Source organism: Micrococcus sp. TA1 (assembly GCF_014199555.1).
Lineage (GTDB): Bacteria > Actinomycetota > Actinomycetes > Actinomycetales > Micrococcaceae > Citricoccus.
Genome location: NZ_JACHNW010000001.1, coordinates 745,731 through 769,470, shown reverse-complemented (window position 1 = coordinate 769,470; position 23,740 = coordinate 745,731). Strand labels below are relative to the sequence as shown.

Annotated in this window: 19 protein-coding genes; 8 read left to right on the top strand and 11 right to left on the bottom strand. The window is 72.2% G+C overall.

The features are described from left to right. Positions 1-165: 165 nt before the first annotated feature. Positions 166-4,242: an ATP-dependent RNA helicase HrpA gene (hrpA, locus tag GGQ69_RS03225; protein WP_183524549.1), complete on the top strand. Its 4,077-nt coding sequence runs from the start codon at positions 166-168 to the stop codon at positions 4,240-4,242. A 69-nt stretch (positions 4,243-4,311) separates the two neighbouring features. Next, entirely contained in the window at positions 4,312-5,163 is an 852-nt protein-coding gene (locus GGQ69_RS03220) for a Rieske 2Fe-2S domain-containing protein (RefSeq protein ID WP_183524546.1), read from the top strand. Between the two features lie 18 nt (positions 5,164-5,181). On the opposite strand, the gene GGQ69_RS03215 is transcribed toward GGQ69_RS03220, so the two are convergent. The 3 genes from GGQ69_RS03215 to GGQ69_RS03205 all read right to left on the bottom strand — a co-directional run bounded on the left by GGQ69_RS03215 (position 5,182) and on the right by GGQ69_RS03205 (position 7,288). Further along, the gene (locus GGQ69_RS03215; protein ID WP_010144314.1) at positions 5,182-5,610 is read right to left on the bottom strand and encodes an HIT family protein; all 429 of its coding nucleotides are present in this window, start codon (positions 5,608-5,610) and stop codon (positions 5,182-5,184) included. A gap of 77 nt (positions 5,611-5,687) precedes the next feature. Next, on the bottom strand, positions 5,688-6,620 hold the full coding sequence (locus tag GGQ69_RS03210; RefSeq protein ID WP_183524542.1) for a sulfurtransferase: 933 nt from the start codon (positions 6,618-6,620) through the stop codon (positions 5,688-5,690). Further along, positions 6,608-7,288, bottom strand: a complete 681-nt coding sequence (locus tag GGQ69_RS03205) for an MBL fold metallo-hydrolase (protein ID WP_183524539.1) — start codon at positions 7,286-7,288, stop codon at positions 6,608-6,610. The genes GGQ69_RS03210 and GGQ69_RS03205 overlap by 13 nt, the downstream gene beginning before the upstream one ends. 180 nt (positions 7,289-7,468) lie before the next feature. Between GGQ69_RS03205 and GGQ69_RS03200 the strand changes: the two genes are divergently transcribed. Then, positions 7,469-7,912, top strand: coding sequence for a Fur family transcriptional regulator (locus tag GGQ69_RS03200; protein ID WP_183524536.1), 444 nt, complete (start codon positions 7,469-7,471; stop codon positions 7,910-7,912). On the opposite strand, the gene GGQ69_RS03195 is transcribed toward GGQ69_RS03200, so the two are convergent. From GGQ69_RS03195 to GGQ69_RS03170, 6 genes are all read right to left on the bottom strand, one after another. After that, entirely contained in the window at positions 7,879-8,688 is an 810-nt protein-coding gene (locus tag GGQ69_RS03195) for a metal ABC transporter ATP-binding protein (RefSeq protein WP_183524533.1), read from the bottom strand. The two genes, GGQ69_RS03200 and GGQ69_RS03195, sit on opposite strands and share 34 nt — an antisense overlap. Beyond that, positions 8,685-9,536, bottom strand: a complete 852-nt coding sequence (locus GGQ69_RS03190; RefSeq protein WP_183524530.1) for a metal ABC transporter permease — start codon at positions 9,534-9,536, stop codon at positions 8,685-8,687. The genes GGQ69_RS03195 and GGQ69_RS03190 overlap by 4 nt, the downstream gene beginning before the upstream one ends. A 49-nt stretch (positions 9,537-9,585) precedes the next feature. Then, positions 9,586-10,620, bottom strand: a complete 1,035-nt coding sequence (locus GGQ69_RS03185) for a metal ABC transporter substrate-binding protein (protein ID WP_183524527.1) — start codon at positions 10,618-10,620, stop codon at positions 9,586-9,588. A gap of 90 nt (positions 10,621-10,710) precedes the next feature. Beyond that, a complete protein-coding gene (locus GGQ69_RS03180) occupies positions 10,711-11,778 on the bottom strand; it encodes a hemolysin family protein (protein WP_183524524.1) in 1,068 nt (355 codons plus the stop codon). Further along, positions 11,775-13,154, bottom strand: coding sequence for a hemolysin family protein (locus GGQ69_RS03175; protein WP_183524521.1), 1,380 nt, complete (start codon positions 13,152-13,154; stop codon positions 11,775-11,777). The genes GGQ69_RS03180 and GGQ69_RS03175 overlap by 4 nt, the downstream gene beginning before the upstream one ends. Positions 13,155-13,358: 204 nt before the next feature. Beyond that, positions 13,359-14,825, bottom strand: coding sequence for a GuaB1 family IMP dehydrogenase-related protein (locus GGQ69_RS03170; protein ID WP_183524518.1), 1,467 nt, complete (start codon positions 14,823-14,825; stop codon positions 13,359-13,361). A 203-nt stretch (positions 14,826-15,028) separates the two neighbouring features. Between GGQ69_RS03170 and GGQ69_RS03165 the strand changes: the two genes are divergently transcribed. The 3 genes from GGQ69_RS03165 to GGQ69_RS16770 all read left to right on the top strand — a co-directional run bounded on the left by GGQ69_RS03165 (position 15,029) and on the right by GGQ69_RS16770 (position 19,830). Then, complete coding sequence (locus tag GGQ69_RS03165) at positions 15,029-18,853, top strand: multifunctional oxoglutarate decarboxylase/oxoglutarate dehydrogenase thiamine pyrophosphate-binding subunit/dihydrolipoyllysine-residue succinyltransferase subunit (protein ID WP_183524515.1); 3,825 nt, start codon at positions 15,029-15,031, stop codon at positions 18,851-18,853. 138 nt (positions 18,854-18,991) lie between these two features. Beyond that, complete coding sequence (locus GGQ69_RS03160; RefSeq protein ID WP_183524512.1) at positions 18,992-19,594, top strand: GDSL-type esterase/lipase family protein; 603 nt, start codon at positions 18,992-18,994, stop codon at positions 19,592-19,594. A 161-nt stretch (positions 19,595-19,755) separates the two neighbouring features. Next, positions 19,756-19,830, top strand: a complete 75-nt coding sequence (locus GGQ69_RS16770; RefSeq protein WP_369732111.1) for a 50S ribosomal protein bL37 — start codon at positions 19,756-19,758, stop codon at positions 19,828-19,830. Between the two features lie 134 nt (positions 19,831-19,964). On the opposite strand, the gene rsrA is transcribed toward GGQ69_RS16770, so the two are convergent. Next, the gene (rsrA, locus tag GGQ69_RS03155) at positions 19,965-20,231 is read right to left on the bottom strand and encodes a mycothiol system anti-sigma-R factor (RefSeq protein WP_010144300.1); all 267 of its coding nucleotides are present in this window, start codon (positions 20,229-20,231) and stop codon (positions 19,965-19,967) included. Then, positions 20,228-20,983, bottom strand: coding sequence for a sigma-70 family RNA polymerase sigma factor (locus GGQ69_RS03150; RefSeq protein ID WP_183524509.1), 756 nt, complete (start codon positions 20,981-20,983; stop codon positions 20,228-20,230). Before GGQ69_RS03150 ends, rsrA begins: the two co-directional genes overlap by 4 nt. 187 nt (positions 20,984-21,170) lie before the next feature. On the opposite strand from GGQ69_RS03150, the gene aroA reads away from it, so the two are divergent. Both aroA and rsgA read left to right on the top strand, forming a co-directional pair. Next, positions 21,171-22,613, top strand: a complete 1,443-nt coding sequence (gene aroA, locus GGQ69_RS03145; RefSeq protein ID WP_298045035.1) for a 3-phosphoshikimate 1-carboxyvinyltransferase — start codon at positions 21,171-21,173, stop codon at positions 22,611-22,613. Further along, positions 22,610-23,722, top strand: a complete 1,113-nt coding sequence (rsgA, locus tag GGQ69_RS03140) for a ribosome small subunit-dependent GTPase A (RefSeq protein ID WP_183524501.1) — start codon at positions 22,610-22,612, stop codon at positions 23,720-23,722. The genes aroA and rsgA overlap by 4 nt, the downstream gene beginning before the upstream one ends. The last annotated feature ends 18 nt before the right edge of the window (positions 23,723-23,740 follow it).

Below are 23,740 nucleotides of genomic sequence, written 5' to 3'. Positions count from 1 at the left end.
CGCGCCCTCTCCGTGGAAAATCCCGTCCCAGGGACACGGATCGGCAGACCTTCTGTTCTCATCGCCGGGGAGAAGCCCTCCGGATCAGGACGTCTGGTCCGCCGGGCGGCCCCGCCGCAGACAGGCCGTGGTCCGGCCGTCCCGGCGACTAGACTGGCCGGTGCCATGTCCCAGTCCCCCGCCGCCACCATCCGCCTCGAGTACCCACCGCAGTTGCCGGTCTCGGCCGAGCGGGACACCATCAAGGATGCCATCCGGGACCACCAGGTGGTCATCGTGGCCGGGGAGACGGGTTCGGGAAAGACCACCCAGCTGCCCAAGATGCTCCTGGAACTGTCCCTGGACCCGGATGAGCCGGCCGTGTCCGGCACCGGCATGATCGGGCACACCCAGCCGCGCCGGCTGGCGGCACGGTCCGTGGCCGAGCGCATCGCCCACGAGCTCGGCACCCCGATCGGCACCGACGTGGGCTACCAGGTCCGGTTCACCGCCGAGACCTCGGCGGACACCCGGGTGAAGGTCATGACGGACGGCATCCTGCTGACCGAGATCCAGCACGACCGGCTGCTGTCGAAGTACGCCGCCATCATCATCGACGAGGCCCACGAGCGCAGCCTGAACATCGACGTGCTGCTGGGCTACCTCAAGCGGGTCCTGCCCGAACGGCCCGACCTGCGCGTGGTCATCACCTCCGCCACGATCGACCCGGAGTCCTTCGCCGCGCACTTCGCCCTGCCGGCCCCGGACGCCGCACCCGGCGACGCACCGGTGCCGGCCCCGATCATCGAGGTCTCCGGACGCACCTACCCGGTGGAGATCCGCTACCGGCCCCTGGACCAGCCCCGGCCGCAGGACGATCCCGACGACGACGCGGACGATGACGAGGACGCCCGGGACCCGGTGGACGCGGTCTGCGACGCCGTCGACGAGCTCTCCCGGGAGCCCGGAGGGGACATCCTGGTGTTCTTCTCCGGTGAGCGGGAGATCCGCGACGCCGCCGAGGCCCTGGCCCCGCGCGTCGCGGCCAACCGCCGGCTGGGCACCACGGAGGTGCTGCCGCTGTACGGCCGGTTGTCCATGGCCGAGCAGCACCGGGTCTTCTCCCCGGGCGGTCGCCGGCGGATCATCCTGGCCACGAACGTCGCCGAGACGTCCCTGACCGTGCCGGGCATCAAGTACGTCATCGACACCGGCACCGCGCGGATCTCCCGGTACTCCCACCGCACCAAGGTCCAGCGGCTGCCGATCGAGCGGATCAGCCAGGCCAGCGCGAACCAGCGCTCGGGCCGGTGCGGACGCACCTCGGACGGCATCGCGATCCGCCTGTACTCCGAGGAGGACTTCGCCTCCCGGCCGGAGTTCACCGACCCGGAGATCCTGCGCACCAACCTCTCCGCGGTCATCCTGCAGATGTGCTCGATGGGCGTGGCGCGCACCCCGGCCGACGTCGGGGACTTCCCGTTCCTGCAGGCCCCGGACTCCCGCCAGGTCACCGACGGCGCCGCGGTGCTCACCGAGCTCGGGGCGCTGAACAGCGGCCAGCCCGACGCCCGGGGCAAGGCCTACCCCAAGGGCACGATCACGCCGGTGGGGCGGAAGCTGGCGCGGCTGCCGGTGGACCCGCGCCTGGGGCGGATGATCGTCGAGGCCGGCGAGCGCGGCTGCGTGCGCGAGGTCATGGTCCTCGCCGCGGCCCTGACCATCCAGGACCCCCGGGAACGCCCCACGGAGCAGCGGGCCCAGGCCGACGAGCAGCACGCCCGGTTCAGGGACGAGAACTCGGACTTCTCCGCGCTGCTGAACCTGTGGTCCTACCTGCGCGAGCGCCAGAAGGAGCTCTCCGGCAACCAGTTCCGCAGGATGTGCCGCAGCGAGTACATCAACTACCTGCGGGTGCGCGAGTGGCAGGACCTGGTCCAGCAATTGCGCCAGCTGGCCAGGCCCCTGGGCATCTCGGTCTCGCCCGGCCCGGTGGACCCGGTGGGACAGCACGAGGCCGTCCACCGGTCCCTGCTGTCCGGGCTGCTGTCCCACATCGGCTCCTGGGACGAGCGCAAGCGCGAGTACGCCGGCGCCCGGAACACCCGGTTCGCCGTGTTCCCCGGTTCGGCCCTGTTCAAGAAGCGCCACGCCTTCGTCATGGCGGCCGAACTGGTGGAGACCTCGCGGCTCTGGGCGCGGATGGTGGCGAGGATCGATCCGGACTGGGCGGTGGAGGCGGCCGGGGCCCTGGCCAAGCGCACCTACAACGAGCCGCACTGGTCCCGCCGCTCCGGTTCCGTGGTGGCCCGGGAGAAGGTCACGCTGTTCGGCGTCACCCTCGTCCCCGACCGCCCGGTGCAGTTCTGGAGGATCGACCCGGCCCTGTCCCGCGAGCTGTTCATCCGGCACGCGCTGGTGGAGGGTGACTGGAAGACCCGCCACCACTTCTTCGCCCGCAACCGCCAGGCCCTGGCCGAGGTCGAGGAACTGGAGACGCGGTTGCGCCGGCGCGACCTGCGTGTCTCGGACCAGGACCTGTTCGAGTTCTACGACGCCCGGATCCCCGCCACGGTCGTCTCCGAGCGGCACTTCGACTCCTGGTGGAAGAAGGCCCGCCACCGGAGTCCGGAGCTGCTCGACTTCGACCCGCGGTCCCTGCTGGCGGTGGACACCGACGAGCTGGACACCGGCCAGTTCCCCACCACCTTCCACCACCCCACGGCCGGTGGCGGGATCGACCTGGACCTGTCCTACGACTTCAACCCGGCCGCGACCGCGGGCGAACCGGACGGCATCACGGTCATCATCCCGGTCCTGATGCTCAACCAGATGGACCCGGAGCGCTTCCGGTGGCTGGTCCCGGGGCTGCGCGTGGAACTGGTGACCGCGCTGATCAAGTCGCTGCCCAAGGCCGTGCGGAAGAACTTCGTGCCGGCCCCGGACGTGGCCCGGGCCGCCGTCGAGCGCCTGGGCCAGGACGCCGACCCGCAGGTCGACGACCTGCTGCCCGCGCTGGAGCTGGCGTTGCGCCGGCTCAAGGGCTTCGTCATCCCGCCGGGGTCCTGGGACCTCTCGGCGGTGCCGCCGCACCTGGTGCCCGACTACCGGGTGGTCGACGGCCGCGGTGCGGTGATCGGCGGCGGCCAGGACCTGGCGGCCCTGCAGGACCGGCTGGCCGGCCAGAATCGCACGGCCATCGCCGAGTCGCTGGCGCGGGCCGCCGGCGGCCCCGCGGCAGGGCCCGCCGGCGGCACCCCCTCCCCCGGCGCCGTCCCCGGGACGGGCGGCCGCGGCGGGACCGGCCGGGGTGCGACGCCGGGCGGCGGGCAGGCAGGACCGGCCCGGTCCGCGGTGCCGGCCCTGGCCGAACGCCACGGCATGACGACGTGGGACGTCGGGGACATCCCCCGCAAGCTGGACACCAGGATCGCCGCCGGGTCCGGGACGCAGCGCATCACCGGGTATCCGGGTCTGACCGCCGAGACCCTGGCGAACGGTTCCCCGGCGGCCGGGCTGACCGTGTTCCGCACCGAGGCGGACCAGCGCGCCGCCCACCGGGCCGGTGTGGTGAACCTGCTGCTCGCCCAGGTCCCGAGCCCGCAGCGCTACGTGCTGGACCACCTGGACAACCGGGAGAAGCTGACCTTCACGCAGAACCCCCACGGCTCGGTGGACCAGCTGGTGGCCGACTGCACCCGGGCCGCGGTGGACAGGCTGGTGCCCGAGGACCTGCCCTTCACCGCCGGCGAGTTCCAGGACCTGTTCACCGCCGTGCGCGCGGAACTGATCGACACGGTGTTCGCCGTGACGGCCGTCGTGGAGAAGGTCCTGTCCCGCGCCAGCCGGGTCCGCCGCGAGCTCAAGGGCTCGGTGTCCCTGGCGATGGCGCCGGCGCTCAGTGACATCAAGGCCCAGCTGGACCAGCTCATCGTCCCCGGCTTCGTGGCGGCCACGGGATGGCGGCACCTGCAGCACCTGCCGCGCTACCTGGACGGCATGCTGCGCCGGATCGAGAGGCTCCAGGCCGGTGGGCACCTGCAACGGGACGGCCTGGACATGGCCGTGGTCCAGGCCCTCGAGGACGACTTCGATGCCGCCGTCGCCGCCGTACCGGCCGGCCGGCCGGTGCCCGCGGCCCTGGAGGAGGTGCGCTGGCTGCTCGAGGAGTTGCGGATCAGCTTCTTCGCGCAGGACCTCGGCACCGCCGTGTCCGTCTCCGAGAAGCGCGTCCGTCAGGCCCTGAGGCAGGCCACGGGCTGACCTGACGGCCCGCGGCGGCGGCCTGCGGTCCCTTGTCCGCGTCGAGGCGCCGGTGCCACACTGGCCGCCATGAAGGTACTCGACGAGCTCATGGGACGCGTGGAGCGCTGGAAGGCGCTGGACCGGGTCGGGCGTCCCGCCGCGGCCGCCGTGGGACGGGTGGTGAGCCCGAGGCCGGTACGCAATCTCCTCAGCGGCACCGCCCTGGGACACCCGGCGCATCCGCTGCTCACCGACCTGCCGATCGGGGCCTGGTCCATGGCCACGCTGCTGGACCTGGTGGGAGGACGGGCGTCCGAACCGGCCGCCGACCTGCTCGTGGCCGCCGGGATGGCGAGCGCCGTCCCCACGGCCGCCACCGGGCTCAACGACTGGTCCGACACCCAGGGTGCCGCCCGCCGGGTGGGCCAGGTGCACGCCGCCTCCGTCAACATCGGCCTGGCCCTCTACACGGCCTCCTTCGTGTCCCGCCGCCGCGGGGCCCGCACCGCGGGCAAGGTCCTCGGCCTGGCCGGGCTCGGGGCCGTCATGGCCGGCGGGTACCTCGGTGGGCACCTCAGCTACGCCCTGGGCGTCAACGTGAACCGGACCGCGTGGCGCAAGGGCCCCCGGGACTGGACCGAGGTCCTGGACGCCGCGGAGCTGACGCCCGGCGGGCACCGCGTGGTGCAGGCGGGCCCGGTGTCCGTGCTGCTGGTGTGGGACGCGGAGGGGATCACCGCGCTGGACAGCGTCTGCAGCCACATGGGCGGCCCCCTGGAGGAGGGCACCATCGCCGACGGCTGCGTCACCTGCCCCTGGCATGGCAGCACGTTCCGGCTGGGGGACGGAAGCATCGTCCGCGGCCCGGCCAGCGTCGCCCAGCCGGCCTACGAGACGCGGGTGCGGGACGGCCGGATCCAGGTCCGGGCCCGGCCCTAGCCGGTACCGGCCAGGGCGTCAGTCCCCGGGGACGAACTCCCCGTGACCGGCCACCCGCAGCCCGGCACGGATCTTCTCGGCGGCGGCGTCCAGGTCCTCCGGCTCGGGGCTGTTGTCCACCTGCTCCAGGTCGAAGTCGTCGAGGGAGTTGGACGGCCAGACGTGCACGTGCAGGTGCGGGATCTCGTACCCGGCGACCATCAGTCCGGCCCGCTGGGCGCCGAAGGCCTCCACCTGCACCTTGCCGATCGCCTGGGCCACCGTGACCAGGTGCGAGACGAGCCCCGGATCCGCCTCGGTCCACTTGTCCACCTCGGCGCGGGGCACCACGAGGGTGTGACCCTGGGTCAGGGGACCGATGGACAGGAAGGCCGCGCAGGTCTCGTCCTGCCAGACGAAGCGGCCGGGCAGCTCCCCGTTGATGATGCGCGTGAAGACGGTGCTCATGGTGTGGACTCCTCCATCGTGGTGGTGCGTGGGTGGACGTTCAGGGACGGGTGCGGGCGGATCCGCGCGGCGGGCCGTCAGGGGTGCTCGCCGGTGGCCACCGGACGACCCGGCGTGTTGGACCAGGCCGACCAGGAACCGGGGAACAGCGCCGCCCGGTACCCCGCGATGTTCAGCGCGGCCACCTCGTGGGCGGCGTTCACGCCCGAGCCGCAGTAGGCCCCCACCGGGTGGTCCCGGTCCGCCCCCAGGGCGCGGAACCGCTCGGCCAGCTCGGCCGCCGGAAGGAACCGGCCGTCCTCGTCCACGTTCTGCGTGGTGGGGGCGCTGACGGCGCCGGGGATGTGTCCGGCCTGGGGGTCCAGCGGTTCCTCCTCCCCGCGGTAGCGGGCGGCGGACCGGGCGTCCAGGAGCAGCCCGGACCGGGGCAGGCCCGCGGCGGAGTCCATGTCGAGCACCGGCATCCTGCCCCAGTCGGTCCGGGCGTTGCCGGGGCGCGGGATCACCTCCCCCGCCTGCAGCGGCAGTCCGGCCGCCCGCCAGGCCGCCAGGCCGCCATCGAGCAGGTAGGTGCGGTCCAGGCCCACGTGCCGCAGCAGCCACCAGGCCCGGGCGGCCGAGGTCCCCTGGGCGTCGTCGTAGACCACCACGGTGTCCCCGTCGTCGATGCCGAGCATCCGCACGGTGTCCCCGAACCGGTCCGGGTCCGGCAGCGGGTGCCGGCCCTCGCGCGGGTTGTCGTGGCCGGCCAGCTGGCTGTCCATGCTCACGTACACCGCCCCGGGAAGGTGGCCCCGCAGGTACTCGCCGTGGCCGTTCTGGGACCCCAGGGCGGTCCACCGGACGTCCAGCACCTTCACGGCCTCGGGATCAGGACGCGGCTCCGTGGCCGCGAACCCCGGACGTGGCGGTCCGTCCGGCACCGGCGCCGCGGCCGGGGCATGGCCCTGCCAGGCGGCCACCGTCCGTGCGTCCACCAGGACGGGGGCGGCGCCGTTCACCCGATCCACGCGGTCTCCCCCTCCTCCAGGACGAGCAGCGTGGTCCCGTGGCGCTCGGCGAACGCGGTGGCCTGACGGCGGTACATCGGCAGCCCGCGGCCGTTGAGCAGCCCGTCGTGGACGGGGATGGCCTGGCGGGGGCGCACGGCGGTGATGAAGTCGACCATCTCGGCCAGCTTGGACCACGGGGCGCTCAGCGGGACCAGGAGGGTGTGCGGGGCCGGGCCGTCGGGGACGATGTAGCTGTCCCCGGGGTGGTAGACCTGCCCGTCGAGGACGTAGCCGGTGTTGGCGACCACGGGGATCTGGGGATGGATGAGGGCGTGCTGGCCACCCACGGTCCGCACCGCGAAGCCCGCGGTCTCGAACTGTTCCCCGGGACCCGTGGCGATGATCCGCTCGGCCGGGACCCCGGCGGCGCCGGCGGCACCGGCGAGCCGGGCGGCAGGGGCCGCGGGGGCACGGACGGTGACCTCCGGGTTCGCCGCGAGGAAGTCGAGGACGGGTCCGTCGTCGAGGTGGTCTGCGTGCTCGTGGGTGACGAGGATGTGCTCGGCACCCTCCAGTGCCACCGGGACGTCCGTGAAGTTCCCGGGGTCGATGACCAGGCGCCGGCCGGCCTTCTCCAGCCGGACGCACGCGTGACCGAACTTGGTCAGGGCGATCTGCGATTCCACCCGGCCAGCCTATCCCGGAACCTCGGCCGTCGTCAGTCACCGACCCGTCCGGAACGGCACCGAACCGCCCGGTCAACCGCGGGTCGAGGAGGGTGGACGGTGAGCCGGTGAGGACCCGGTGACGGGCGGGGCCTGCGGAGGACGCGGGGCCGGACCCGGCGCTGGTAGCCTGTGCGGGACATGAACGCCGGACCCGACGCGACCACGCCGCCCCCGCCGCAGCCCCCCAGGCCGGCCCGGGGACGGTCCACTCGGCAGAAGACCGCGGTGAACAGGGCACTGGACGAACTCCGCGACTTCGTCAGCGCCCAGGACCTGTTCGCCCTCCTCAAGGACCAGGGTGAGCAGGTCTCCCTCGCCACCGTCTACCGCATCCTGCAGCAGCAGCAGCAGGAGGGGCTGGTGGACGTCCTCAACCCGGACGACGGGGAGTCCCTGTACCGGCGCTGCGAGGTGCAGACCCACCACCATCACCTCGTGTGCCGGCGGTGCGGGCGCGCCGTGGAGATCGAGGCGCCGGCCGTGGAGCGGTGGACCGCACGGATCGCGAGCGAGCACGGGTTCACGGATGCGGAGCACACGGTGGAGATCTACGGCATCTGCCCCGACTGCTCGCGCCCCTGAACCTCGTCCGGCCCGCAGTCCGGGTCCACGAGCAACGGTGCCGAGGAGCGGTGCAGCGACCCCAGCCCGTAGACGTCCTCCAGGTTCCTGCGGGTCATGACCTCCGCCGGGGCCCCGGAGGCCACGACGCGCCCGTTGACCAGGATCACGTGGTCGGCGGCGCCGGCCTCCTCGAGGTCATGGGTGGTCAGCACCACGGAGTGCCCGTGCTCCGTCTCGGCGTGGATGATGCGGTCGATCGTCCGGGCCGAGGTGATGTCCAGTCCGGTCATCGGCTCGTCGAGCATGAGCACCTCGTGCCCCTGCGCCAGGCCCTGCGCCACGTACACGCGCTGCCGCTGGCCCCCGGAGAGCTCCTCCAGGTGCCGGCCGGCCAGGTCCGTCACGTTCATCTTCTCGAGGGCCTCCGCCACGGCGGCCCGATCCGCCCGGGAGAACGGGCGCAGCCACCCCCGGGAGGGGTAGCGGCCCATCCTCACGACGTCCCGCACGGTCATCGGCGTGCCCACCGGGAACACCACGGACTGCATGACGTAGGAGATCCGCCGGCGGTTGGCGCGCGCGGATCCGCCGAGCACGCGCAGCGAGCCCGACGTCGGCTCCAGCACCCCGGCGATCGCCTGCAGCAGGGTGGACTTGCCGGACCCGTTGGGTCCGATCACGGCCGTCACCCCGCCCACCGGCACCCGGAACGTGGAGGCCCGCAGGGCGACGTGGCGCCCGTGGGACAGCACGAGGTCACGGGCCTCGACCAGCGCCTGGGCCGCGGCGCTCATGCCGTCACCTCGGCACCGCGGCGCAGGGGGCGGATCCTGCGCAGGGTCTCCCGGACGGTCAGGACGATGAAGAACAGCACGATGGGCACCAGGGCCATGGTGGCCGAGCCCGCCGTGCCCAGGTGGTAGCTCAGGCCCAGCCCCACGACCACCGAGATCGCCGCGATGCCGGTGGAGACGGCGAACATCACCGGCACCGTCCGGGACACGAGTGCCGCGGTGGCCGGCGGGCCGACCAGCAGCCCGAAGACGAGCATGGTGCCCACGGCCTGGAAGCTGCCGATCACGGCGGTCGCGATGAGCACCAGCAGCAGGGCGTGGGTCAGCTTCGGGTGCATGCCCAGGGACTCCGACTTGGCCCGGGAGAAGGACAGGGCCATCAGCGGGCGGTAGAGCAGGACGGCGAAGAGGATGACCACGACGGCCATGATCGCCTGGACGCGGATGTCCGCCCAGGTCACGCCCAGCGCGTCACCGAACAGGATGGCAGTCAGGGACCCGGTGTAGGACTCGGCCCGGGAGATGATCACCACGCCCAGGGCCATCATCCCGACGAACAGCAGGCCGATCGAGGTGTCCTCCTTCAGCGTGGTGGTCCGGTACACGAGCTGCATCCCGCCGACCATGGCGGCCGCGGCGACCGCGGCGCCCAGGTAGGGGGAGAACCCCACCACCACGGCCGCGGCGATGCCGGGGATCACCCCGTGCACGAAGGCGTCGCCGAAGAAGCTCATGCCGCGCAGCACCAGCCAGACGCCGACGACGGAGCACATCAGCGCCGCGACCAGGCCGCCGACGAGGGCACGCTGCTGGAATCCCAGGGCGAAGGGCTCGATCAACCAGTCCACGGCGACCACCCTACTGGCCGCTCGCGGCGGCGTGCGGTGCGGGGCCCGCTCACGCGAGCGCGTCCGCAAGGGCCCGCGCGGTGGCCACCATGGCGTCGGCGTAGTCCTCGGCACCGGAGTCCTGGGGGCCCACCCCGCCCTCGTAGACCTCGACCACGGGGACCTCTCCGCCGGTCTCCGCGGAGAGCGCGGGGATGAGCTTGTTGCCCGAGCCGGCGCTCATGACGAGGGCATCGGCGCCCTGGTCCTCGATCTGCGCGACCAGCTGGGCCAGCCGCTCGGAGGACGGTTCCGCGTCGGTGGCCCCACCCGGGATGACGACGCCGGCGATCTCGAAGCCGTAGGCGTCGGCGAAGTAGGCGTAGGCGGCGTGGTCGGTGACCAGCGTGCGGCGGTCCGCGGGGATCGCCTCGAGGACCTCGCGCACCTCGGCGTCCACGGCCCCGAGGGTCTCGGCGGCCTCCTGTCCGCAGTCCGCGTACCGCTCGTCCCCGGTCGTGCGCGCGAGCTCGTCACCGATCACCCCGGCGGCCGTCGCCATCCGGGAGACGTCCATCCACACGTGCGGATCCTGTGCACCGTGGGCGTCCGCGTCCTCCCCGGCAGGGGCCTCCCCCTCCTCCTCCGCGTGGGCGTCCTCCTCGGAGGCGTACGGCAGCGGGTCGAGCTGGGGGCCGACCTCGAGCAGGGTGGCGCCGTCGGCGGCCGCATTGTCCAGGGCGGCCTGCATCCCGGACTCCAGGCCCAGTCCGTTGGCCACGACCAGCCCGGTCCGGGTCATCTCCGCGATCTGCTGGGAGGACGGGGCGAAGTCATGGGGGTCGTCCCCCGGGCCCATCAGCGTGCGGGACGAGGTCCCCGCGCAGGCGGTGATGTCCGCCAGGACGCTGCCGAGCTGCGTCGTGGTCGCCACGGCCACCGGCTCGCCCCCCGTCGCGGTCTCCTGGTCCGTGCCTCCCGCGCCTCCCGGGCCGCCGCCGGCACAGGAGGTGAGGGTGAGCAGGGCGACGACGGCCAGGCCGCTCACGCCCGCCACGGTCGGGAGCGGGCGGGCACGGCGGCCGGGGCGGGGGGAATCGGGCATCGGGGTCCTTCGGGAAGAGCGGTCGGGAATGGGGACCAGCGTAGCATGTTGAGAACTGTTCCCAATAAGGCTGGCCAGCCCCCGGACCCGTCAGGCGTGACGACGCACCCGGTTCGGGTTGTTCGACTGGGTGGCGTCGTGGATCTCCCCCACCAGCACCTCGAGCACGTCCTCGAGGAACAGCACGCCGACCGTCTCACCCGCCGCGGAGATCACGCGCGCCAGGTGCGAACCGGTGCGCTGCATCAGGGACAACGCGTCCTCGATCTCGTCGGCGACGCCCACGTTGGCCAGGGAGCGGACCTTGGTGACGGGCACGGGTTCGCGGTAGTACTGCTCCGGGACGGTCATGACGTCCTTGAGGTGGAGGTAGCCCGTGTAGGAGCCGTCCGCGTCCTGGAGCACGAACCGGGAGAACCCGGTCCGCCCCACGGCCTTCTCGAAGGCCTCGGGGGCCACGTCCGCGGCCAGGGTGACCAACTCGGCGCTGGGCACCATCACCGCACCGGCGGTGTAGTCCGAGAACTCCAGGGCCCCGCTGAGCAGCCCGGAGCCGTCGTCCACCAGCCCGGTGCGGGTGGACTCGGCGACGATCGACTGGACCTCCTCCAGGGTGTAGGTGGAGTTGACCTCGTCCTGGGGCTCGACCTTGAGGGCGCGCAGCACCAGGTTCGCGGCCCAGTTGAGCATGACGATGACCGGGTGCAGCACCTTGTTCAGCCAGACCAGCGGGGTAGCCAGCAGCATGACGGCCTTGTCCGCCATGGACACGGCCGCGTTCTTCGGGACCATCTCGCCGAAGGTGACGTGCAGGAAGGTGACCACCAGCAGGGCGATGACGAACGCCGAGACGTCCGCGACCGCCGTCGGGACCCCCGCCGCCTCCAGCGGGGACACCAGCAGGTGGTGGATGGCCGGCTCGGAGACGTTGAGGATCAGCAGCGAGCAGACGGTGATCCCGAGCTGGCACACGGCCAGCATCTGGCTGACGTGCTCCATGGCGAACAGGGCCGTCCTCGCCCGCCCGGACCCGGCCTCGGCCTTCGGCTCGACCTGGCTGCGGCGGGCGCCCATGACGGCGAACTCGCCCGCCACGAAGAAGGCGTTGGCCGCCAGCAGCACGACCAGCCAGAGCATGCCCATGATGTCCTGATTCATCGGGTCTCCTCCTGGGTCCGGGCGCCGCGGGCGGTCCGGGACGCCTCCGCCGGTGACCCGGCGGACGGGGTCCCGGCGGCACGCGCGGCCGGGATGAACTTGACCCGGTCCACGCGCCGGCCGTCCATGCGCTCCACCTCGAGCGTGCCGCCCTCGGCCTCGACGCGGTCCCCGACCTCGGCCACCCGGCCCAGGACGGCCATCACGTACCCGCCGACGGTGTCATAGGAGCCGTCCTCCGGGACCTTCAGGGACGGGATCTGGGCGCCGACCTCGTCCGGGCGCATCAGGGCCGGGAAGTACCACTTCCCGGAGGCGGTCTGCAGCACGCCCGGTGTCACCCGGTCGTGCTCGTCGGAGACCTCCCCCACGATCTCCTCCACCAGGTCCTCGAGGGTGACCATCCCGGCCGTGCCGCCGTACTCGTCCACCACCATCGCCACCTGCAGGCTGGCCGAGCGCAGCTCGCCGAGCAACTGGTCCAGGTGGACGGTCTCCGGAACGCGGCCGACGTCGGTCATGATGGTGGCCGCGACGAGCTCGGGACGCTTGGCGCGCGGGACGGCCACGGCCTTCTTCACGTGCAGCACCCCGCGGACGTCGTCCGGGGAGTCGCCGATGACCGGGAACCGGGAGTACCCGGTGCGCCGGGCGATGTCGATGACCGAGTCCAGCGGCTCGTCAGCCTCGATGGACTCCATGCGGATGCGCGGGGTCATGACGTCCGCCGCGGTGCGGTCCGAGAAGCGCAGCGTGCGGTCCACGAAACTGGCCGTCTTCTCGTCCAGGGTGCCCATCTCCGCCGAGCGGCGCACCAGCGAGGAGAGCTCATCGGGGGTGCGGGCCCCGGAGATCTCCTCCTTGGCCTCCATCCCGAACAGGTGCAGCACGCGGTTCGAGAATCCGTTGAGCACGAAGATCACCGGCCGGAACACGGCGGTGAAGACCAGTTGGGGACGGGCCAGCGCGCGGCCGACCTGCATCGAGCGGGCGATGGACAGGTTCTTCGGGATCAGCTCACCGACGAGCATCGACAGCAGTGTGGCCACCACCATCGCCACCACGAGGGACACCGTGGAGGCGGTGGCCTCCGGCACGCCCCAGGCGGTCATCGGCCCTGCCAGCAGCGCCCCGAGGGAGGGCTCCATGAGGTAACCGGTGAGCAGGGTGGTCAGCGTGATGCCGAGCTGGCAGGCCGAGAGCTGCGTCGAGAGCGACTTCAGGCACTTCAGCAGGGGCTCGGCACCCCGGTCGCCGTCGTCCACCAGCCGCTGCACGGTGGGCACGTCCAGGGCGATCATCGAGAACTCGACGGCCACGAAGAACCCAGTGCCCAGGATGAGCAGCAGGCCCAGGGCCAGCAGGAGCCATTCCACGGTCAGCGCTCACCGCCGTCGCGGGGTGCGGCCGCGCGGGCCCCGGGGGGCCGGCCGTCAGTCAGGGGTGAGCACGTACTAGAGGGCTCCGTTCCGGCCACGGCGGCGGATGCGCGGTGGCGGGAGGAGGCACCGGATCGGTGTCTGTCCATGATGGGACCCAGTATATGGGGTGCCCGGGACCTCCCCCCGTCGGGCACTCCCTCACCAGGACTGCGCGAGGGGCCGCCCCTCCTCATAGCCGGCGGCCGACTGCACGCCCACCACGGCGCGCTCCCGGAACTGCTCGAGGTCCGCGGCGCCGGCATAGGTCATGGACGAGCGCACGCCGGCGGTGATCATGTCCAGCAGGTCCTCCACGGAGGGCCGTTCGGGGTCCAGGTACATCCTCGAGGTGGAGATCCCCTCCTCGAACATGGCCTTGCGGGCCCGGGCGTAGGCGTCCTCGGTCCGCGTCCGGTTCTGGACGGCCCGCGCCGAGGCCATGCCGAAGCTCTCCTTGTAGCGACGCCCGTCGGCATCGGTCACCAGGTCCCCCGGGGACTCGACGGTGCCGGCGAACCAGGACCCGATCATCACCTGGGAGGCACCCGCCGCGAGCGCCAGGGCGACGTCCCGCGGATACCGCACGCCGCCGTCGGCCCACACCCGCCTGCCCAGGTCCCGGGCGGCGGCCGCGCACTCCAGCACCGCGGAGAACTGCGGGCGGCCCACCGCGGTCATCATGCGCGTGGTGCACATCGCGCCGGGGCCCACGCCGACCTTGACGATGTCCGCGCCGGCCGCGACCAGCTCGCGCACGCCGGCCGCGGACACCACGTTCCCGGCCACCACCGGCACCGTCAGGCCCAGCCCGCGCACCGTGGCCAGGGCGTCGAGCATCTTGCGCTGGTGGCCGTGGGCGGTGTCCACCACCAGGACGTCCACGCCGGCCTCCACCAGGGCGGCGGCCCGGCCCGCCACGTCCCCGTTGATCCCGACGGCGGCGCCCAGTCGCAGCCGTCCGTCGCCGTCGAGCGCGGGGGCGAACATGCCCGAGCGCAGCGCTCCGGCGGGCGTCAGGACGCCCACCAGCCGGTCCCCGTCCAGCACCGGCGCGTAGGGCGTGGCACTGGCGTCCATGGCGGTGAAGGCCCTCTCGAGGGCCTGTTCGGGCACTCGCCCGCCGATCGGCGCCGGGAAGTCACCGGCCTGGAGGGCCATCGACGGCTGACGCAGGACGGAGTCGACCGAGGAGAAGCGGTCCACCCCCTCGCAGTCCTCGTGGCGCACGATCCCGACGAAGGCGCCGCCCTCGTCCACGACGCACACGGCCGGGTGGTTCCGCTTGCCCAGCAGGTGCAGCACGTCCAGGACGGTGTCCGTGGGGTGGACCTCCAGCGGGGTCTCGAAGACGGGGTGGCGGTCCTTGACCCAGCCGGCCACTCGCCGGATCACGGTCATCGGCACGTCCTGGGGCAGGATGCCGAGGCCGCCGCGGCGCGCCATCGTCTCCACCATGCGCCGCCCCGTCACCGCGGTCATGTTGGCGGCCACCAGCGGGATGGTGGCGCCTGTGCCGTCGTCGGCCGCGATGTCGACGTCCATCCGGCTCGTCACCTCGGACTTCGAGGGGACCAGGAAGACGTCGGAGTAGGTGAGGTCGGTGGTGGGGGCCGTGATGAACTCCATGGCCCCATCGTCCCATCCGTTCGCGCCACGGCGGCAATTCCCCGCGGGGGCGTTGGTGCCTGACCTCGAAATATCACTATGCTGGTACGAGCGTGCCCACGGGCCGGACTGCACGGTCCGGTGCCCGCCGGACCGGAGCGGGGCGCGCGGGCGAAATCCCCGCCGGTGAATCACATCATGACTACGGAAGAGGCGTATCCACCGTGCCAGAACTCACGTCCGACCGGCTTTCCGCGGAATTCCCCGGAAACGAATGGCTCGTCGCGGAGATCTACGACAAGTACAAGGCGGACAAGTCCTCCGTGGACGCGAAGTGGGTGGAGATCTTCGAGCGTCTCGAGGCGGACGGACCGGCCGGTGGCGCGTCCCCGGCCGGCGCCGGGACGCCCAACGACCGGGCCCGTCCTTCCGGCACCTCGACCGCGACCCAGGTGAAGGACCTCCCCCGGGACCCCGGCAAGCAGTCCGGTGCCAGCGCGGCCACCGCCTCCGGTGCGAAGCCCGCCCCGAAGGCCGCTCCCGGGCCCGCCGCCAAGCCTGCCGCGCAGACGGCGGCGTCCCCGTCGTCCTCCCAGTCGCCCTCGGTCAAGAAGTCCAGCGCACCGGCCGGCACCCCCGTGCCCTCGGAACCGGAGAAGTCCAAGAAGAAGGACGCCTCCGAACCGCTCGAGGACAAGGTCACCCCGCTGCGCGGCATGTCCCGGGCCGTGGCGAAGAACATGGACGCCTCGTTGTCCATGCCCACCGCCACCACGGTGCGTGATGTCCCGGCCAAGCTGCTGATCGACAACCGGATCATCATCAACAACCACCTCAAGCGCACCCGCGGTGGCAAGGTGTCCTTCACCCACCTGATCGGCTATGCCCTGGTGCGCGCCCTGGCCCAGTACCCGGCCATGAACGTGCTCTACCGCGAGGTCGACGGCAAGCCCTCCCTCGTCGAGCCGGCGCACGTGAACTTCGGACTGGCCGTCGACCTGCCCCAGAAGGACGGTTCGCGCACCCTGGTCGTGCCGAACATCAAGGGCGCCGAGTCCCTGAACTTCATCGAGTTCTGGCGGGCCTACGAGGACCTCGTCAAGCGTGCCCGCGACAACAAGCTGGGCCTCGAGGACTACGCGAACACGACCGTCTCGCTGACCAACCCCGGCGGCATCGGCACGGTGCACTCCGTCCCGCGGCTGTCCGAGGGCCAGGCCGCGATCATCGGCGTGGGTGCCCTGAACTACCCGGCCGAGTTCCAGGGCGCCTCGGAGAAGACCCTGAACCGGCTGGCGGTCTCCAAGACCATCACGCTGACCTCGACCTACGACCACCGTGTCATCCAGGGCGCTGCCTCGGGCGAGTTCCTCAAGCTCATCCACGGGCTGCTGCTGGGCGAGCAGGACTTCTACGACGAGATCTTCGAGTCCCTGCGCATCCCCTACGAGCCGGCCCGCTGGCGGCCCGACGTCCAGGTCAACCCCGAGGACCAGATCAACAAGGTGGCCCGGATCCAGCAGCTGATCCACGCCTACCGCGTGCGCGGACACCTGATGGCGGACGTGGACCCGCTCGAGTACACGATGCGCAAGCACCCGGACCTGGACATCCTGCACCACGGGCTGACCCTGTGGGACCTGGACCGCGAGTGGCCGACCGGTGGTTTCGGCGGCAAGCCGATGCTGCCGCTGCGCGACATCCTGGGCGTGCTGCGTGACGCCTACTGCCGCAACACCGGCGTGGAGTACATGCACATCCAGGACCCGGCCGAGCGCCAGTGGTTCCAGGACGAGCTGGAGCACCCCTACTCCAAGCCGACCCGGGAGGAGCAGCTGCGCATCCTCGGCCGGCTCAACGCCGCCGAGGCGTTTGAGACCTTCCTGCAGACCAAGTTCGTGGGCCAGAAGAGGTTCTCCCTCGAGGGCGGCGAGTCGCTGATCCCGCTGCTCGACGGCGTCATCTCCGGTGCCGCGGACGAGGGCCTGGAAGGGGTGGGCATCGGCATGGCCCACCGCGGCCGGCTCAACGTGCTCACCAACATCGCCGGGAAGACCTACGCACAGGTCTTCCGCGAGTTCGAGGGCACCGCGATCCCGGGGTCCGTCGAGGGCTCCGGTGACGTCAAGTACCATCTGGGCACCGAGGGCACGTTCGTCTCGGACCGCGGCAACCGCACGAAGGTCTACCTGGCCGCCAACCCGTCCCACCTCGAGGCCGTCAACCCGGTCCTGGAGGGACTGGTCCGCGCGAAGCAGGACCGGCTGGACCACGGTGCGGAGTCCGTGAACTCCTACTCGGTGCTGCCGATCCTGGTCCACGGCGACGCGGCCTTCGCCGGCCAGGGCGTGGTGGTCGAGACCCTGAACCTGTCCCAGCTGCGCGGGTACCGCACGGGCGGCACGATCCACGTGATCGTCAACAACCAGGTCGGCTTCACCACCCCGCCGTCCTCGGCCCGGTCCTCCGTCTACGCCACGGACGTGGCCAAGACCATCCAGGCGCCGATCTTCCACGTCAACGGCGACGACCCGGAGTCCGTGGTCCGCGTGGCCCAGATGGCCTTCCAGTACCGGCAGCGGTTCAACAAGGACGTCGTCATCGACCTGATCTGCTACCGGCGTCGCGGCCACAACGAGGGCGACGATCCCTCGATGACCCAGCCGCGGATGTACAACCTCATCGAGCAGAAGCGCTCCGTCCGCAAGCTGTACGTGGAGAACCTCGTCGGCCGTGGTGACATCACCCAGGACGAGGCGGACTCCGCGCTGCGCGATTACCAGCAGCGCCTCGAGCGGGTGTTCTCGGAGACCCACGAGGCCCAGACCTCCCCCATCCCGGTGGTCGGCGCGGGCCTGGAGAGGGCCTCGAACGAGGTCGACCGCGCTCCGCAGGCCCCGGACGGCACCCGGATCCCCGAGGAGGTCCTGCAGCGGATCGGCGAGGCGCACCTCGAGATCCCGGAGGGCTTCACCGTCCACCCGAAGCTGAAGGCACTGCTCGAGCGGCGCGCCAAGATGGCCGTCAACGGCGAGATCGACTGGGGCTTCGCGGAACTGGCCGCGTTCGGCTCCCTCCTCATGGAGGGCGTGCCGGTGCGCGTGGCCGGCCAGGACTCCCGCCGCGGGACGTTCGTCCAGCGCCACGCCGTGTTCCACGACCGGGCCAACGACGACGAGTGGACGCCGCTGAAGAACCTCTCCAGCGACCAGGCGAAGTTCTGGATCTACGACTCGCTCCTCAGCGAGTACGCGGCCATGGGCTTCGAGTACGGGTACTCCGTGGAACGCTCGGACGCCCTGGTGCTGTGGGAGGCCCAGTTCGGCGACTTCGTCAACGGCGCCCAGACCATGATCGACGAGTTCCTCTCCTCCTCGGAGCAGAAGTGGGGCCAGAACTCCTCGCTCGTGCTGTTGCTGCCCCACGGGTACGAGGGCCAGGGGCCGGACCACTCCTCGGCCCGCATCGAGCGGTTCCTGCAGATGTGCGCGCAGGACAACATGCGGGTGGCCAACCCCTCCAACGGCGCCAACCACTTCCACCTGCTGCGCGAGCAGGCGTACGCCCGGCCGCGGCGCCCGCTGATCGTCTTCACACCCAAGCAGCTGCTGCGCCTGAAGGCGGCGGCGTCCTCGGTGGAGGACTTCACCCGGGGCCGCTTCCAGGCCGTCATCCCGGACCGGGAGGTGGACTCCTCCGTGGAGAAGGTGCTGCTGGTCTCCGGCCGGCTGTACTACGACCTGCTGGCGCGCCGGACCAAGGACCAGGACACCAAGACGGCGATCGTCCGCGTGGAGCAGCTCTACCCGCTGCCGGAGGACGAGATCGCGGCCGAGCTGGCCAAGTACCCGGACGCCCAGGTCTGCTGGGTCCAGGACGAGCCGGCCAACCAGGGACCGTGGCCCTTCATGGCCCTGAACCTGCTGCCGCGGCTGGACCGCGAGGTCACGCTGGTGGCGCGTCCGGCCTCGGCCTCCACCGCGGCCGGTTCCAAGGCCCGTCACGACCAGGAGGCGTCGGTCCTGCTGGACCAGGCCTTCTCCCGCTGACCACCGCGGGGCGCCGCAACAGGCGGCTGCCCCGGGGGTTCCCGACCGGGATCCGGCCCGGCCATCCTCGTGGTGGCCGGGCCGGATCCCGGTCGGGCCCTTGCTACAGTGGCGACCATCGCAATCGAAAGGTAGACCGTGGAGATTCGTCGGATCCGCATCGCGTCCGTCGGCAATGAATTGCTGGCCGGCGTGGGCGACCCCCGTGCCCTGGGCTGGCTGGGACGCGTCCTGGCCAAGACCTCGGCACCGGGTGTCCAGCTGGAGAGCTACGTGCTCGCCTGCCCGGGAGAGGGCACCGAGGCACTGTCCCAGCGCTGGCAGGCGGAGTCCGCACGGCGGTACGGCCAGGACACCGAGAACCGGCTGGTGATCGGCCTGTCCGACCTCGACCTGGACCTGGAGTCCTCCACGGCCCGGGCCCGGCTGAACCTCGCCAACGTCCTGGACCGTGCCGCCCAGCTGGACATCGCCACCCTCGTGGTCGGCCCCGTGCCGTCCCTCGACGGGGAACGCAACGCCCGGCTCTCCGAGCTGAACGCGGCGTACATGGACGTGGCAGACCGCCGGCACCACTACTACGTGGACACCTTCACCCCGCTGGTCAACCACGAGCAGTGGCGCAACGACCTCGCGGCCGGCCAGGGGCTGCCCGGGCAGGCCGGATACGGGCTCATCGCCTGGCTGGTGCTCCACCGCGGGTGGTACCAGTGGCTGAACGTGCCCGAGCCCACCGCCTGACCCCCGTGCCGGCGTCGCGGCCGGCGGTGCCCGGCGCAGGTGCACCGCTTTGTCCGGCACCGGCGGGGTATGCGAAACTGGATGGTGCTGTCACGCACCGGGACAGCACAGGAACGCGCCCGTGCGGCGCGGGTCCGTTCCCATCACCGGAAGGAAACGCGATGAGCAAGCGTGGACGCAAGCGGCGCGATCGCCGCAAGGGCGGCGCCAACCACGGCAAGCGGCCCAACACCTGAGGCCCGGCCGGAGGCAATGCCCCGGAATGCACCAGACCCCGCCGGTCAGGACGGTCGAACCGTCCCGGCCGGCGGGGTCTGTTGCGTCTGTGGCCGGTCCTGCCGGCGGGCCGTCCGCAGCGGACGGCCCGGGGTCAGTGGCCTGCCTCCACCCGGATCTGGCTGATCCGCGCCATGATGTTCACCTTCAGGGCGTCCGGCGCCTTCTCGGTGCAGCTGCGGCGGACCACGGAGCGGATGATGCACTCCAGGTCATACTCGTGGGCACACTCCGTGCACTCCTCCAGGTGGCTGCGCACCTCCTCGAGGTCCTCGTGCGTCAGCGCACCGTCGAGGTACTCGTAGAGCCGCTGGATCCGGGCATCCTCACAGTCGCCGATCTTCTCGCAGTCCGCGCTCATCTGCCCGCCTCCTGTTCTTCGGTCCCGCCGGTGGCACCGGCGTCGGATTCCGCGTTCTTGCTGGTCGTGGTCGTCGTGCCACCCTTCTTCGGGGCGGCCTTCCGTGTCTTCGGGGTCTTCGGCTCGACCGTGATGCCGCGGTCGCGGGCGTAGTCCGTCAGCAGTCCGCGCAACAGCTTGCGCCCGCGGTGCAGCCTGCTCATCACCGTGCCGATGGGGATGTCGAGGATCTCCGCGATCTCCTTGTAGGCGAACCCCTCGACGTCCGCGAAGTACACCGCGAGCCGGAACTCCTCCGGGATGGCCTGCAGGGCGTCCTTGACGTCGGAGTCCGGCAGGTGGTCCAGGGCCTCCGTCTCGGCGGAGCGCAGCCCGGTGGAGGTGTGCTGGGCGGCCTTGGCCATCTGCCAGTCCTCGACCGTGTCCGTGGCCGCCTGCTGCGGCTGCCGTTGGCGCTTGCGGTACAGGTTGATGTACGTGTTCGTCAGGATCCGGTAGAGCCAGGCCTTGAGGTTGGTCCCCGGGCGGTACTGGTGGAAGGACGAGTAGGCCTTCGTGTAGGCCTCCTGGACCAGGTCCTCGGCGTCCTGAGGGTTGCGCGTCATGCGCATGGCCGCCGAGTACAGCTGGTCCACGTACTCCAGGGCATCGCGCTCGAAGCGCTGACGGCGGGCGGCGTCGGACTCCGCGGTGAGGTCCACCTCGGGGTCATCGTGCTCGGAGGGAGCCTGGGCGGTCTTGTGCGTTTCCATCGTCGCCCAGTCTACGTCCGCGGCAGGTCCTGCCAGGGTCGCTGCACCAGGGGCCATGGAACCGTCCCTTCGCTCGTCTCGCTCGTCATCGTCCGGCACCGGCCGGGCCGGTGCCACCGTCCTCGTGGCGGTACCGGGTACAGCAACCCCCCGGGCGCGGATATTCCGCGGCCGGTATCTTGGGTGGGTGACCACAACAGCCTCGGCCTCCCCCCTCACCGACCCCTGGCCCGCCCCCGAGCCGACCGGTCCGGTCCGCGGCACGGTGCGTGTCCCGGGATCGAAGTCGCTGACCAACCGCTACCTCGTCCTCGCCGCGCTGGCCCAGGGGCCCAGTGTGCTGCGGGGCGTCCTGGACAGCCGGGACTCCCGCCTGATGATCCGGGCCCTGACGGCCCTGGGTGCCGTGGTGGAGCACACCGGCCCCGGTACCGTGCGCGTCACCCCCCTTCCCGACGGCGGCGCGGGCGCCGGTGCGCCCGCCCCCGGTGACGGGGCCCCGGCCGGGCGCACGGTGGACTGCGGCCTGGCCGGCACCGTGATGCGCTTCGTGCCCCCGATCGCCGCCCTCGTGGCCGGTCCCACCCGCTTCACCGGTGACGAGGCCGCCCTGGCCCGCCCGATGCGTCCGGTCCTGGCCGCCCTGGCCGCGCTCGGGATCACCGTGGACGGCCCCGGCACGGAGCGCGGGACCCTGCCGTTCACCGTGCACGGCACCGGCGGCGTCGAGGGCGGCCGGATCGAGGTCGACGCCTCGGGGTCCAGCCAGTTCGTCTCCGCCCTGCTGCTGGCCGCCCCCCGGTTCCGCCGGGGACTGCACCTGGTGCACACCGGGGACGCGGTGCCGAGCCCTGAGCACGTGGCGATGACCGTGAGCGTGCTGCGCCGCTGCGGGGTGGAGGTGGACGACTCCGTCCCGGGCCAGTGGCGGGTCTCCCCCGGCCCGGTGCGCGCCCTGGACCTGGCGGTGGAACCGGACCTGTCCAACGCGGGGCCGTTCCTGGCCGCGGCCGTGGTGACGGGCGGCCAGGTCCGCGTGCCGGACTGGCCCGCCGGGACCACGCAGATCGGCGACCGCTGGCGGACCATCCTGCCCGCGTTCGGTGCCACCGTGGACTTCTCCCCGGACCCGGAGGGGCACACCGGCACCCTGACGGTGACCGGTGCCCTGACGGAGACCGGCCACCCGCGGATCACCGCCCCCGGGGACCTTCCGGACACCGGTGAGCTGGCGCCCACGGTCGCGGCCCTGTGCCTGCTGGCGGAGGGCCCCGGACGCCTGTCCCGGATCGGACAGCTGCGCGGCCACGAGACCGACCGCCTGACGGCACTGGCCGCCGAGACGCGGCGGATGGGCGGCCAGGTCGAGGAGGGCCCCGACTACCTCGCCTTCCGGGGGACGGGCGGCTCTCCTGACGCCGAGGGCACGGGGACCACCGGAGAGTCCTCCGCCCTGCACGGGGCGACCCTGGAGACCTACCACGACCACCGGATGGCCACCTTCGCCGCCGTCGTGGGACTGGCGGTGCCCGGCGTGCTGGTGCGGGACGTGGGCACCACCGCCAAGACCATGCCCGACTTCCCCGAGCTGTGGACCCGGCTGGTGACCGGGGACGGCGACCGCGCATGAGCCGGCCCGGGCGCGGTTTCGACCCGAAGCGCTGGGACGAGTCCGACGTGCGCTCGCGCCCCAGCAAGAGGGGTTCGCGCCCGCGCACCAAGGAACGGCCCGCCCATGAGGACGCCGTCACCGGCCGCGTGGTCACGGTGGACCGCGGCCGGTACACGGTGTACCTGCCGGGCCGGGAGGGGTTCCACACCGTCACCGCCATGCGCGCCCGTGAGCTGCGCCGCAACCCGGTGGTCACCGGCGACCTCGTGGGGCTCGTCGGGGACCTCTCTGGCCTGGAGGGGAGCCTGGCCCGGATCGTGCGGATCGAGGAGCGCAGCACCGTGCTGCGGCGTTCCGCCGACGACTCCGACGCCTACGAGCGCGTGGTGGTGGCCAACGTCGACCTGCTGGTCATCATGGTGGCCGCGGCCAATCCCGAGCCCCGCACCGGGTTCATCGACCGTGCCCTGGTGGCCGCCTATGACGCGGGGATCGAGCCGCTGCTGTGCATCACCAAGACGGATCTGCGCGACCCCGCGGGGCTACTGGCCCACTACCGGCACCTCGGTCTGGAGGTGCTCACCTCCGGCGCCGCGGGCAGCGGGGCCGGTGACGGCGACGCCCGCCTGGACCCGGCCCTGCTGCGCTCCCTGCGGTCCCGGCTGGAAGGCCACATCTCCGTGCTGGTGGGCCCGTCCGGCGTCGGGAAGTCCACGTTGCTCAACGCCCTGACCGGCACCCGGCGGGCCACCGGCCACGTCAACGCGGTCACCGGCCGCGGGCGGCACACCTCCTCCTCCGCCCTGGCGATCCCGTTGCCGGCCGAGGGCTCCGCCGATGACGCGCCGTCCGTGGACCCCGGCGGGGAGCATGAGTCCTGGGTGGTGGACACCCCCGGCATCCGCTCGTTCGGCCTGGGCCTGGTGGACCGCGATCGCGTGGTGGAGGCCTTCGAGGACCTGGCGCCGGCCCTCGCGGACTGCCCGCGGGGCTGCACGCACGCCGCCGGGGAACCCGGGTGCGCGCTCGATGCGTGGGTGGCGGGCGGCAACGCCGGCACGTCCGGCGCCGAGCGGCTGGCCTCACTGCGCCGCTTGCTGGACGGGCGCTCCGACGATGAGTGGTGAGCCGCCGGCCACCGGCCG